Genomic DNA, 12,677 nt, shown 5'->3' on the forward strand with positions numbered 1-12,677 from the left:
TGCTCCATTGACACGGGCCGCGACCGTGAAGGCCGCGGCGTCTTCCGGAGTCGCGTACCAGCCGGCGAAAACCCGGCCATCGGCGGACGGGATCGGCAGCGCCTGGTACAGGCCGTTCTGCCACTGCAGCACGGGGTCGAGCGCGATGCCGTCGCCGGCGAAGCTGACGGCGCACGCCAGCGGGTCGTCGGCGTCGGCGATCAGCTGCTCTGCGGGGGAAAGCGGCTCCGGAGTCGGCGTGGGCTCGGAGGTCGCGGAATCGTCGGTCGCGGTCTGCGGCTGAGCCGAGGCGCGGTTGAACCAGACCACGGCCGCGGTCGCTCCGACGCCGACCAGCACGGCGGCTGCGACGATCAACGTGATGGCGCGGCGCTGGCGCTGGCGACGTGACCTCACGAAACCTCGAACCCTTCTGCGATCATCTCCACGAGCTCTTCGCGCTCCTCGACGGGGAGGAAGGTCGCCGCCGCGGCATTGAACTGGAACGTCTCCAGATCATCGAGGTCGTATTCGAAGGCCTCGACCAGGAGCGCGAGCTCCCGCGTCAGCGAGGTGCCGCTCATGGTGCGGTTGTCGACGTTGACGGTGACGGCGAAGCCGAGTTGATACAGCAGGTCGAACGGGTGGTCGGCGAGCTCGGTGCCCCACGCGGCGACCGCTCCGGTCTGCAGGTTCGACGACGGCGACAGCTCCAGGGGGATCTCCCGATCGCGCACCCAGCGGGCCAGGTCGCCGAACTGCACCTGCACCTCGTCGCCCTCCTGCGTGATCACCTGGAGGTCCTCGGCGATGCGCACCCCGTGCCCGAGCCGCAGCGCGCGCCCGTCGATCAGCGCGGAGCGGATCGACGCCAGACCGGCGGCCTCGCCGGCGTGCACGGTCACCGGGAAGAAGTTCTCCGCGAGATAGTCGAACGCTCCGCGATAGTTCGACGAAGGGAAGCCGTCTTCCGGACCCGCGGTGTCGAAGCCGACGACGCCGCGACCGCGGAAGTCCACCGCGAGCTCGGCGATCTCCAGGGCACGGTCGTGCTGGCGCATGGCGGAGAGGAGCTGACCGACGCGGATGCTGCGGCCATCGGCGTCGGCGGCGTCCTCGCCCTCTTCGATGCCCTGCTGCACGGCTTCGACCGCCTGCTCGAGCGAGAGCCCGCCGGAGAGGTGCTGTTCGGGCGCCCAGCGCACCTCGCCGTAGATCACGCCGTCGGCGGCGAGGTCCTGGACGAACTCGCGGGCCACACGTGTCAGCCCCTCCTGCGTCTGCATCACGGCGATCGTCAGGTCGAAGGTCTTCAGATACTCGACGAGCGAGCCGGAATCGCTCTGCTTCGCGAACCAGCGGCCCAGCGATCTCGCGTCGGCGTGCGGCAGTTCGATGCCCGCGGCGGACGCCAGCTCGACGATCGTCGCCGGTCGCAGCGCGCCGTCGAGGTGGTCGTGCAGCGACACCTTCGGCAGGCTTCGCAGGGAGACCCCCTGGATGGTGACGTCGCCGTTCGCATCGATCGCCATGGGGGATCCTCCAGTCGCAGAAAAGTCGGCGGCGGTGACCGCCGTGTTCAGGCTAGCGGGCCAAAGGTCACGCCGTGATGCGTTCGCGCACGATCGGGCCCCGCTCCGGCGCGTCGTCGCCGATCTCCCAGGCGCCCTCGACCGCCTCCAGAGCGCGCGGGAATCGCGCTTCGTCGGCCGCGGACAGGGTGAACAGCGGCTGTCCGGCGACCACGCGGTCGCCCGGCTTCGCGTGCAGGTCGATGCCGGCCTCGAAGATGACGGGATCCTCGGCACGCGCGCGTCCCGCACCGAGGCGCCAGGCGGCGATCCCGAAGGGCAATGCGTCGAGGCGCGCCAGCACGCCGTCGGCCGTGGCGGTGACGACGTGGGTCTCGCGTGCGGTCGGCAGCGGAGCATCCGGATCGCCGTCCTGTGCGCGGATCATCGCCTTCCAGCTGTCCATCGCGCGACCGTCGTCCAGGGCGGCCTCGACATCGGCATCCGGCTGCCCCGCCAGCGCGAGCATCTCCCTCGCCAGCGCGAGCGTCAGCTCGCGGACGTCGGAAGGTCCGCCGCCGGCGAGGATCTCCACGGACTCGCGGACCTCGTTGGCGTTGCCGATCGCGAATCCGAGCGGCACGTTCATGTCGGTCAGGAGCGCGGTCGTCGCGACACCGGAGTCGGTTCCGAGCGCCACCATCGTGCGGGCGAGTTCACGGGCGCGGTCGATGTCCCGCATGAAGGCGCCGGAGCCGAACTTGACGTCGAGCACGAGCGCGTCCGTGCCCTCGGCGATCTTCTTCGACATGATGCTGGAGGCGATGAGCGGGATAGCCTCCACGGTGCCGGTCACGTCGCGCAGGGCGTACAGCTTCTTGTCGGCGGGAGCGAGGCCGGAGCCGGCCGCGCAGATGACCGCGCCGACATCGCCCTGCATCTGCGCGAACATCTCCTCATTGCTCAGTGCCGCACGCCAGCCGGGAATGGACTCCAGCTTGTCGAGCGTTCCGCCGGTGTGGCCGAGGCCGCGACCGCTCAGCTGCGGCACCGCCACGCCGAAGACGGCGACGAGCGGCGCGAGCGGCAGAGTGATCTTGTCGCCCACTCCGCCCGTCGAATGCTTGTCGACCGTCTTCTTGCCGAGGGATGCGAAGCTCATCCGCTCCCCCGAGGCGATCATCGCGTCGGTGAGCACCCGGATCTCGTCGCGATCCATCCCGCGCTGGAACACCGCCATCGCGAACGACGCCATCTGCGCGTCGGACACATAACCGCGGGTGTAGGCGTCGACCATCCAGCGCAGGGCCGGCTCGGGGACGACACCGCCGTCGCGCTTGGCGCGGATGACATCCACGGCGTCGTAGGGCTCAACGCTCATCGTGCGTCCTCCAGGTCACGGGGGCCGAACGCATCCGGCAGCACCTCGTCGATCGTGCGGATGCCGGAGACGGTCTCCAGCAGCATGCCGGGCATCGCGTGCTCGAAGAGCAGCTGACGGCAGCGGCCGCACGGCATGATCGTCTGCCCGTCGTTGTTGACGCACACGAAGGCGACCAGCTGGCCGCCGCCGGACATGTGCAGGTCGCCGACCAGCGCGCACTCGGCGCACAGGGTGACGCCGTAGGAGGCGTTCTCCACGTTGCAGCCGGCGACGATGCGTCCGTCGCCGACGAGAGCCGCGGCGCCGACCTTGTAGCGCGAATATGGTGCGTACGCCTTCGTCATCGCATCGGTGGCGACCTGACGCAGCTCGTCCCAGTCGATGTCTGTCATCACTATCCCTTGATGTACGGCTTGCCGTCGGCGGCGGGCGCGCGGACCTTGCCGGCGAAGCCGACGACCGCGAGCACCGTGACCACGTACGGCAGCATCTTCATGAACTCGCCGGGGATCGGGGATCCGAGGTTGCTCAGCAGCGTCTCGAGGTTCATCGAGAAGCCGAACAGGAGCGCGGCGAGCGTCGCGCGGATCGGATCCCAGCCGCCGAAGATCACGGCGGCCAGGGCGATGAAGCCGAGACCGTCGGTCATCTCCTTGTCGAAGGCGCCGACCGAGCCGAGCGTGAAGTACGCGCCGCCGATACCGGCGATCGATCCCGCGAGGAGCAGATTCCAGAACCGCGTCGGGTTCACCTTGATGCCCACGGTGTCGGCGGCCTGGGGGTGTTCGCCGACGGCCCGGAGCCGCAGACCCCAGCGCGAACGGTAGAGCGCCCACGCGACCAGCGGCACGGCGATGTACATGAGGTACACGATCAGCGTCTGGTTGAACAGCACGGGCCCGAGGACGGGGATGTCGTGGAGCAACGGGATCGCGATGCGCGGCAGACGGGGCGGAGTGTTGAAGAGCGCTTCGTTCTGGCGCATCAGTGCGCCGTGCAGGAAGCTCGTGAGGCCGGTGATGAGCACATTCAGCACGACGCCGACGATGACCTGATCGACGATGTAGCGGATGGCGAAGAGCGCGAGCGCCGCAGCGACGAGCGCGCCGCCGAGCATCGCCGCCAGGATGCCGAGCACATAACTGCCGGTCATCGAGGCCACCAGCGCGGAGCTGAAGGCAGCCAGGAGGAACTGCGCCTCGATGGCTACGTTCACGACACCGGCGCGCTCTCCGATCACGCCTCCGAGAGCTCCGAAGACGAGCGGGACCGAGAGCGAGACCGCACCGAAGAGCAGACCGGTGACGGGGACGAGACCGTCGGCGGCCGACCACGTGAGGAAGCCGAACACGGCCACGAACGCGAACACGATCGGCAGCCACAGCCCGACCCGGCGGTAACGGGCCACCTGGACCGTCGCATACGCGGCCAGGAGCACGAGGAGGAGCGCGCAGATGAACACCGTCTGCCAAGTGGGAACACCCACATCCGGCAGTGCCAGCGTGGACGTCCGGTCGGCGAGGCGGAACACGCTCGTGCCGCTCCGGCCCGCCGGGAGCGCGAGGAGGAGGATGAGCACCGCCACGACGCCCAGAGAGATGGGCAGCTTGAGGCTGCGCTGACGCACGGTCTCCCGCACGATGGTGCCGTCGGCAGCGGTGGTGGCTGCGATGATGGCGCTCACGCGGCCACCTCCTTCTTCGCGCGACGAGCGGGACGGGGGGCTGCGCCCTCCTTCGGGAGGAAGAAGATCGCACGGATCAGCGGCGGCGCGGCGATGAAGAGCACGATCAGCGCCTGGACGACGAGGACGATGTCGATCGGGATGTCCTGCGAGGTCTGCATGGTGAAGCTCCCCGCCTTGAGCGCCCCGAACAGGATGCCGGCCCACAGCACGCCCCATGCCCGGCTGCGGCCGAGCAGCGCGACGGTGATGGCGTCGAAGCCGATGCCCGCGTCGATGCCCGCTTCGAAGCCGCTCGTGATCGTTCCGGACATCTGGTTGACACCGGCGAGTCCGGCCAGTGCGCCCGCGATCCCCATCGCGTAGACCATCGTGCGACCGACGTTGACGCCGGAGGCCCGGGCGGCGTTCGGATTCTCGCCCACTGCGCGCATCCGGAAGCCGAGGCTGGATCGCTCGATGAGCCACCAGACGAACACCACGGCGAGGACCGACACCAGGAATCCGGCGTTCACCGTCAGCGGCGCGCTGAACAGCAGCGGGAACCGCGCCGATTCCGGGGTGGGAGGAGAGATCGGCTGCGAGCCGCCGGGGCGCTGCAGCAGGCCGGGCGTCGCCAGCAGCCACGAGATGAAGTAGTAGGCGATGAAGTTGAGCATGATGGTGAGGATCACCTCGTGCGCGCCGGTCTTCGCCTTGAGGAAGCCGACCAGTCCGCCCCAGATCATGCCGCCCAGGAGGCCGGCGATGATGGTCAGCGGCAGGTGGATGAAGATCGGGGCCTGCACGGTGAAGGCCACGACGGATGCCGCCGCCACACCCATGAGCATCTGACCGCGCCCGCCGATGTTGAACAGGCCGACCCGGAATGCCAGAGCGACACCGAGCCCGGCTGCGATGAGCGGGGTGGCGAAGTTCAGTGTGTCCGTGATCGGTTTGATCGCACGGAGGAAGTTCGGCGCGTTGTAGTTGTAGACGGCGCCGCGGAACAGGGCGGCGTACGCTCCGGAGACGGCATCCCAGATCGCGGCGAACGTGTCGCCAGGGCGCTGGAAGAAGTAGCCCAGCGCGCTCTGCACGCCCGGACTCGTCGCGGCGATGAGGACGCCGCCGATGAGCATCGCGAGGACGATCGCCAGCACCGCACGCAACGCCGATCCGGAGAGGATGTCGTGGATCACGGTGTTCTGTCGCGGTGCCTCGACGACCTCTTGCTTCTTCTCGGTGACCTCGCTCACGAAGCGACCTCCTTCTCCGCCGCGTCGGGCAGTTCGCCGGCCATCATGAGTCCCAGCACTTCGCGCGGCGCGTCGCCGGCGACGATTCCCACGATGCCGCCGCGGTACATGACCGCGATGCGGTCGGCCAGTGCCGACACCTCGTCGAGCTCGGTGGAGACGACGATCACGGGGACGCCGGAATCGCGGGTCTGGACGATGCGCTCGTGCACGAACTCGACCGATCCGACGTCGATGCCGCGGGTCGGCTGCGATGCGACGAAGAGCTTCAGCGTACGGCTGAGCTCACGTGCGAGAACGACCTTCTGCTGATTGCCGCCGGAGAGGCGCCCGGCGGCCGTGTCGGGTCCCTGGGTGCGGATGTCGAACTCGTCGATCTGGTCGCGGGCGAAGGCGTCGAGCACCTTGCGCTGGATGGTGCCGGCCCGGAAGAACGGCGCGCCGTTCGCGGAGCGGTTGAGGATGAGATTCTCGGCGACGCTGAACTCGCCGACCAGACCGTCCTCCTTGCGATCCTCGGGGACGAAGCCGACACCGGCGTCGATGATGCCCTGCACGCTGCGACCGAGCAGTTCCTCGCCGTCGAGGGTGATGCTTCCCGTCGCCTTGTTCTGCAGTCCGATGATCGCCTCGGTGAGCTCGGTCTGGCCGTTGCCCTGCACGCCCGCGATGGCCAGCACTTCGCCGGGTCGCACCTCGAAGCTGACGTCGTTGATCACGATCTGCCCGGCGTCGTCGATGACGCGGAGTCCCTGGACGACGAGCCCGCCGCTGCGCAGGTTCGGCTCGCCCTTCTTGACCGTCAGCTCGACGGCCCGGCCGACCATGAGGGCCGCCATCTCGGCGTTGGATGCGGTCGGGTCGGCTTCGCCGACGACCTTTCCGAGGCGGATGACCGTGATCTTGTCCGCCACTTCGCGGACCTCACGCAGCTTGTGGGTGATGAAGACGATCGCCGTCCCCTCGTCCCGGAGCTGACGCATGATGCCCATCAGCTCATCGGTCTCCTGAGGGGTGAGCACAGCCGTCGGCTCGTCGAAGACGAGCACCCGGGCGTCGCGGGAGAGAGCCTTGATGATCTCGACACGCTGCTGGACACCGACGGGGAGTTCTCCGACGACGGCATCCGGATCGATCTCGAACCCGAAGCGCTCGCTCACGGCACGCACGTGCGCACGGGCGGCGGCGAGATCGAGCCGGCCGGCGAATCCCGTCGGCTCGTGTCCGAGCATGACGTTCTCAGCCACGGTGAACACCGGGATGAGCATGAAGTGCTGGTGCACCATGCCGATGCCGGCGGCCATCGCATCTCCCGGACCGGCGAAGTGCTGCACCACGTCGTCGAGGAGGATCTCCCCTTCGTCGGCCGTGTACAGCCCGTAGAGGACGTTCATCAGCGTCGACTTCCCCGCACCGTTCTCGCCGAGCAGGCAATGGATCTGCCCTGGTTCGACGGTGAGGCTGATGTGGTCGTTCGCGACGAGGGAACCGAAGCGCTTGGTTATCCCACGGAGCTCAAGCTTCATAGTCTCAATCTATCGATCAGAGGAGCGGCCGGACAGATGCTGAGCATCCGTCCGGCCGCGTCCTGTACAGCGGGTTCGACGTTACGGCGACGCCGGCGACTCGACCTTGATCGAGCCGTCGATGATGCCTTCCTGGATCGTCTTCAGCTCGTCGGCCAGTGCGGGGTCGACCTTGCTCTCGAAGTCGTGGAACTCGGACAGCGAGACGCCGCCGTTCTCCAGCGTTCCGACGAACGGGGTCGGGTCGAACTTGTCGTCGGCCGCCTCCATGACGGCGTCGTACACGGCGACGTCCATGCCCTTCATGATCGAGACGAGGAGCAGGTCCGCGACGCTCGGGTCGGTGGTGAACACGTCGGCGTCGACGCCCATCAGGGCGATGTTGCCGCCGGAGTCGCGGATCGCCTGAGCCGCGGACTGGTAGATCGGTCCGCCGACCGGCAGCAGCACGTCGGCGTCCAGATCGATCAGGCCCTGCGCCTTCTGCTTCGCGTTGTCGTTCGCGGCGAACTCGTCGGTGAACTGGCCCTCCTGCGAGACGACGTCCCAGCCCACGACCTTGACGTCTTCGCCCTTCTGCTCGTTGAAGTACTCCACGCCGAGCTGGAAGCCGTCCATGAAGATCGTCACCGGCGGGATCTTGGCGCCGCCGAAGGTGCCGACAGTGCCGGACTCGGAGTACGACGCCGCGGCGTAGCCGCCGAGGAAGGCAGCCTGTGCCGTGTCGAAGACGAGGGGCTTGATGTTCGGAGCGTCGGTCTTGCCGTCGAAGTCGGCGTCGGCCCAGTCGTCGATGATCGCGTACTGGATGTCGGGGTTCGCGGTCGCGGCCTCGATGGTCGGAGCGCTGAGCTTGAAGCCGACCGAGACGATGAACGTGCAGCCCTCGGACGCGAGAGCGTCGAGGTTGGATGCGTAGTCACTGGCGGACTTCGACTCGGTCTTGCTGACCTCGACGCCGAGCTCGTCGGCCGCCTTCGTCAGGCCCTCGAAACCGAGCTGGTTGAACGACTTGTCGTCGAAGCCGCCCTCGTCCGAGACCATGCACGGCTTGAAGTTGTCGACCGCGGGACCGGCGTCGCCGCCATCGGGAGCTTCCGTGGGCGCCTGGCCGCAGCCTGCGAGTGCGAAGATGACGCCGGCCGCTGCCGTCGCGGCGAACAGCTTCTTGGTGGTGGAGATGGTCAACTCGTGCCTCCCTGAGCGAATCCGCGGCCATCGCGGATCGCTCAAAGTTACCCACTGTTTCAGCTTTTGTGCATATCCGTGGCAGAGCCGCTATCGAATGGTTACAAAGCTGAAACCAAGACGGCCGATGAGCATGTGGACATGCTCATCAGAGCACGTCGCCCCGGCCGGTGAGCTTCAGGGACTCCACGACTCCCTTAACTCGCTGCGCATGTTCCACGGTCGTCACCAGCAGTGCATCCGGGGTGTCCACGACCACGATGTCCTGCACCCCGATCAGGCTGATCACGCGCGACGTCTGACTGACCAGGATGCCGCTGGCGGCATCCGACAGCACCCGGGCGTTCGGGCCGAGAACAGCGAGGTCGTTCTTGCGTCCGTGGGTGATGAGCTTGGTGAGCGAAGCGAAATCGCCGACGTCGTCCCAATCGAAGTGCCCGGGGATCACCGCGAGCCGCCCGCGCTCGGCGGCCGGCTCGGCGACCGCGTAGTCGATCGCGATCTTCTTCAGGCCCGGCCAGATGCGGTCGACCGCCGGCCCCCGGAGTTCCCGGTCGTCCCAGGCGTCGGCGAGTTCCTGCAATCCGGCGTGGAGCTCGGGCTCGCTGCGGGCGAGCTCGTCCAGGAGCACGCTCGCCTTCGCGATGAACATGCCGGCGTTCCAGAGATAGCTGCGATCGGCGACGTACTCCTTCGCCGTGTCGAGGTCGGGCTTCTCCACGAAGCGCTCCACCAGCGCGGCCTCGGGCGCTCCGGACACGACGAGCTCGCCGGCCTTCCGGATGTAGCCGAACCCGACGGAGGGCTCGGTCGGCGGGATGCCGATGGTGCAGATGTATCCCTCCCGGGCCACTTGCACCGCCTGCTGCACCGCCCACTCGAACACCTGGGTGCCGCGGATCACGTGATCAGCGCTGAACGATCCGATGATGACGTCGGGCTCGCGCCGGTGCAGGATGGCGGCGGCGAGGCCGATCGCGGCCGCGGATTCGCGGGGCTCCGATTCGAGGAAGACGTTGAGATCCGCGATGCCCGGCAGCTCGCCCTCGACGGCGGCCCGGTGTGCGCGTCCGGTGACGACGGCGATCCGGTCAGGACCCGCCAGCGGTTCGAGGCGATCCCAGGTGTCCCGCAGGAGCGAGTGGCCCGATCCGGTGAGGTCGTGAAGGAACTTCGGTGCATCGGCACGCGAGAGCGGCCACAACCTGCTGCCGATGCCGCCGGCCGGGATCACCGCGTAGAAGTCTTCGATGGGCTCGGTCATCGTGCCAGCGTATCCTCTCCCCGATTCGTCTCGACGTCGAGACACTTAGGCTCCCCTTCGTCGCTCCCGGCCGTCCGGCGGGAATAGGATGGATCCCGATCGGGCGTGCCTGCGACGTGTCGGGTTCACACTTGGACAAGCGCAGCACGCGACCGAGTCACATCGATCCAGGGAGGACGACCGTGTCCACAAGCGCTCGCTTGACACCGTCGATTTCGGAAACCACTTCCAAGACCCCCCGCGGCACCCTCTACCGGGGTCGCGAAGGCATGTGGTCGTGGGTGCTTCATCGCATCACCGGAGTCGCCATCTTCTTCTTCCTGTTGGTGCACGTGCTCGACACGGCGCTCATCAGGGTGTCGCCCGAGGCGTACAACGCCGTCATCGGCACGTACAAGAACCCGGTCATGGCGCTCGGCGAGGTCGTCCTCGTCGCTGGCATCGTGTTCCACGCCATGAACGGCCTGCGCATCATCGCGGTCGACTTCTGGTCGAAGGGCGCGAAGTACCAGCGTCAGCTTTTCTGGGCCGTGCTGCTGGTGTGGGGAATCATCATGGCCGGCTTCGTGCCCCGCCATCTGATGCTCGCGTTCGCCGGCTTCGGAGGAGGACACTGATGGCCACGCAGACCGTCGCAGCACCCGCGCGCCGTCGGCGCGGCGTCAACCTGGAGAAGTGGGGCTGGGTCTTCATGCGCGCCTCGGGCATCGTCCTGGTCGTGCTGATCTTCGGGCACCTGTTCGTCAACCTGATGGTCGGCGAAGGCATCCACGCCCTGGACTTCGCCTTCATCGCCGGCAAATTCGCCTCGCCGTTCTGGCAGTGGTGGGACGTGCTGATGCTGTGGCTCGCACTCCTGCACGGCGCGAACGGCATGCGCACCATCGTCAACGACTACGTGACGACCGAGAAGGTGCGCAAGGTCCTGGTCGGGGCGATCGTCCTGGCCGCCGGCCTCCTCATCGTCCTCGGCACCCTGGTCGTGTTCACGTTCGACCCCTGCCTGGGTGTGACCGAGTCGAGCACGCTGTGGGAGACCTGCCAGGCGCAGGGCTAGAGAAGAAGGCATACGAGAAGTGACTACTGATACCCAGGATTCCGTCGTCCGCGACGGCGTGCACTACCACCAGTTCGACATCGTCATCGTCGGCGCCGGCGGCGCCGGGATGCGAGCGGCGATCGAGGCCGGGCCCGGCGCGAAGACCGCTGTGATCTCGAAGCTCTACCCGACCCGCTCCCACACGGGCGCGGCGCAGGGCGGCATGGCCGCCGCCCTCGCGAACGTCGAGGAGGACTCCTGGGAGTGGCACACCTTCGACACGGTCAAGGGCGGCGACTACCTGGTCGATCAGGATGCGGCCGAGATCCTCGCGAAGGAGGCCATCGACGCGGTCATCGACCTGGAGAACATGGGTCTCCCCTTCAACCGCACGCCGGAGGGAAAGATCGACCAGCGCCGCTTCGGCGGGCACACGGCCGAGCACGGCAAGACCCCGGTGCGCCGCGCCTGCTACGCCGCCGACCGCACCGGCCACATGATCCTTCAGACACTGTTCCAGAACTGCGTCCGGCTCGGCATCAACTTCTTCAACGAGTTCTACGTGCTCGACCTGCTGACGGTGAAGGATGCCGACGGCAAGACCGAGATCGCGGGCGTCGTCGCGTACGACCTCTCCACCGGTGAACTGCACGTCTTCCAGGCCAAGGCCGTGATCTTCGCGACCGGCGGCTTCGGCAAGATCTTCAAGACGACCTCGAACGCGCACACCCTCACCGGTGACGGCGTCGGCATCGTCTGGCGCAAGGGTCTCCCCCTGGAGGACCTGGAGTTCTTCCAGTTCCATCCGACCGGACTCGCCGGCCTCGGCATCCTCCTCACCGAGGGCGCCCGCGGCGAGGGAGCGATCCTGCGAAACGCCTCGGGTGAGCGCTTCATGGAGCGCTACGCCCCGACCATCAAGGACCTCGCACCGCGTGACATCGTGGCCAGGTGCATGGTCCAGGAGGTCGCGGAAGGCCGCGGCGCCGGCCCTCACAAGGACTACGTGCTGCTGGACTGCACGCACCTGGGCGCCGAGGTCCTCGAGACCAAGCTCCCCGACATCACGGAGTTCGCCCGCACGTACCTGGGCGTCGACCCGGTCGTGGAGCCGGTCCCGGTGATGCCGACGGCGCACTACGCCATGGGCGGCATCCCCACGAACAACAACGCCGAGGTGCTGGCTGACAACACCACCGTCGTGCCGGGTCTGTATGCGGCGGGCGAGTGCGCGTGCGTCTCGGTGCACGGCGCCAACCGCCTCGGCACCAACTCGCTCCTCGACATCAACGTCTTCGGCAAGCGCGCCGGCCGCCAGGCCGTCGAGTACGTCAAGACCGCCGAGTTCGTGCCGCTGCCGGAGAACCCGGCTGGCTTCGTCAAGGGCATGCTCGAGGACCTGCGCAACAACCAGGGCACCGAGCGCATCGCCGTGCTCCGCAAGGCCCTGCAGGACGAGATGGACAAGGGCGCTCAGGTGTTCCGCACCCACGAATCCCTCGAGCACGTCCTCGGCGTCATCAAGGAGCTGCGGGACCGCTACCGGAACGTGCACGTCGACGACAAGGGCCAGCGGTTCAACACCGACCTGCTCGAGGCCGTCGAGCTGGGCTTCCTCCTCGACATCGCCGAGGTCGTCGTCTACGCCGCGCAGAACCGCCAGGAGAGCCGCGGCGGCCACATGCGCGACGACTTCCCGAACCGCGACGACGAGAAGTACATGCAGCACACGATGGCCTACCTGACCGGCGACCCGCACTCGTCGACCCCCAGCGATCACATCAAGCTGGGCTGGAAGCCCGTCGTGTTCACCAAGAACGACCAGGGCGAGTTGAACTATCCGCCGATGGAGAGGAAGTACTGA

At 67.7% G+C, this 12,677-nt stretch carries 11 protein-coding genes; 3 read left to right on the plus strand and 8 right to left on the minus strand.

Annotated elements, in window-relative coordinates; all coding sequences use genetic code 11:
- Positions 1–392: 392 nt before the first annotated feature.
- The 8 genes from CUR96_RS10030 to CUR96_RS10065 form a co-directional block, all read right to left on the minus strand.
- The gene (locus CUR96_RS10030; RefSeq protein WP_102193169.1) at positions 393–1,511 is read right to left on the minus strand and encodes an adenosine deaminase; all 1,119 of its coding nucleotides are present in this window, start codon (positions 1,509–1,511) and stop codon (positions 393–395) included.
- A 67-nt stretch (positions 1,512–1,578) separates the two neighbouring features.
- Entirely contained in the window at positions 1,579–2,871 is a 1,293-nt protein-coding gene (locus CUR96_RS10035) for a thymidine phosphorylase (RefSeq protein WP_102193170.1), read from the minus strand.
- Positions 2,868–3,266, minus strand: coding sequence for a cytidine deaminase (locus CUR96_RS10040; protein WP_096713717.1), 399 nt, complete (start codon positions 3,264–3,266; stop codon positions 2,868–2,870). Before CUR96_RS10040 ends, CUR96_RS10035 begins: the two co-directional genes overlap by 4 nt.
- 2 nt (positions 3,267–3,268) lie before the next feature.
- Positions 3,269–4,558, minus strand: coding sequence for an ABC transporter permease (locus CUR96_RS10045; protein WP_432612424.1), 1,290 nt, complete (start codon positions 4,556–4,558; stop codon positions 3,269–3,271).
- Complete coding sequence (locus CUR96_RS10050; RefSeq protein WP_245861179.1) at positions 4,555–5,796, minus strand: ABC transporter permease; 1,242 nt, start codon at positions 5,794–5,796, stop codon at positions 4,555–4,557. The genes CUR96_RS10045 and CUR96_RS10050 overlap by 4 nt, the downstream gene beginning before the upstream one ends.
- Positions 5,793–7,322 (minus strand): ABC transporter ATP-binding protein, encoded by a 1,530-nt coding sequence (locus CUR96_RS10055; RefSeq protein WP_102193171.1) that lies wholly within the window; start codon positions 7,320–7,322, stop codon positions 5,793–5,795. The genes CUR96_RS10050 and CUR96_RS10055 overlap by 4 nt, the downstream gene beginning before the upstream one ends.
- Positions 7,323–7,403: 81 nt before the next feature.
- Positions 7,404–8,510: a BMP family lipoprotein gene (locus tag CUR96_RS10060; protein ID WP_102193172.1), complete on the minus strand. Its 1,107-nt coding sequence runs from the start codon at positions 8,508–8,510 to the stop codon at positions 7,404–7,406.
- 148 nt (positions 8,511–8,658) lie between these two features.
- Positions 8,659–9,774, minus strand: a complete 1,116-nt coding sequence (locus tag CUR96_RS10065) for a mannose-1-phosphate guanylyltransferase (RefSeq protein ID WP_102193173.1) — start codon at positions 9,772–9,774, stop codon at positions 8,659–8,661.
- Between the two features lie 182 nt (positions 9,775–9,956).
- On the opposite strand from CUR96_RS10065, the gene sdhC reads away from it, so the two are divergent.
- Genes sdhC through sdhA form a run of 3 tightly spaced genes read left to right on the plus strand, consistent with a single transcriptional unit; the run spans position 9,957 to position 12,677 of the window.
- Positions 9,957–10,391, plus strand: a complete 435-nt coding sequence (gene sdhC / locus CUR96_RS10070; RefSeq protein ID WP_102193174.1) for a succinate dehydrogenase, cytochrome b556 subunit — start codon at positions 9,957–9,959, stop codon at positions 10,389–10,391.
- Positions 10,391–10,831, plus strand: a complete 441-nt coding sequence (gene sdhD / locus CUR96_RS10075; RefSeq protein ID WP_102193175.1) for a succinate dehydrogenase, hydrophobic membrane anchor protein — start codon at positions 10,391–10,393, stop codon at positions 10,829–10,831. The genes sdhC and sdhD overlap by 1 nt, the downstream gene beginning before the upstream one ends.
- A gap of 19 nt (positions 10,832–10,850) precedes the next feature.
- The gene (gene sdhA, locus CUR96_RS10080) at positions 10,851–12,677 is read left to right on the plus strand and encodes a succinate dehydrogenase flavoprotein subunit (RefSeq protein ID WP_102193176.1); all 1,827 of its coding nucleotides are present in this window, start codon (positions 10,851–10,853) and stop codon (positions 12,675–12,677) included.

The sequence above is a fragment of the Microbacterium aurantiacum genome (assembly GCF_002872075.1).
GTDB classification, from domain to species: Bacteria; Actinomycetota; Actinomycetes; order Actinomycetales; family Microbacteriaceae; genus Microbacterium; species Microbacterium aurantiacum_A.

Coding starts and splice junctions, on each gene's coding strand:
- CUR96_RS10055 (WP_102193171.1), bottom strand. CDS start 7,322: ATGAAGCTTGAGCTCCGTGGGATAACCAAGCGCTTCGGTTCCCTCGTC.
- sdhD (WP_102193175.1), top strand. CDS start 10,391: ATGGCCACGCAGACCGTCGCAGCACCCGCGCGCCGTCGGCGCGGCGTC.
- CUR96_RS10030 (WP_102193169.1), bottom strand. CDS start 1,511: ATGGCGATCGATGCGAACGGCGACGTCACCATCCAGGGGGTCTCCCTG.
- CUR96_RS10065 (WP_102193173.1), bottom strand. CDS start 9,774: ATGACCGAGCCCATCGAAGACTTCTACGCGGTGATCCCGGCCGGCGGC.
- CUR96_RS10040 (WP_096713717.1), bottom strand. CDS start 3,266: ATGACAGACATCGACTGGGACGAGCTGCGTCAGGTCGCCACCGATGCG.
- CUR96_RS10035 (WP_102193170.1), bottom strand. CDS start 2,871: ATGAGCGTTGAGCCCTACGACGCCGTGGATGTCATCCGCGCCAAGCGC.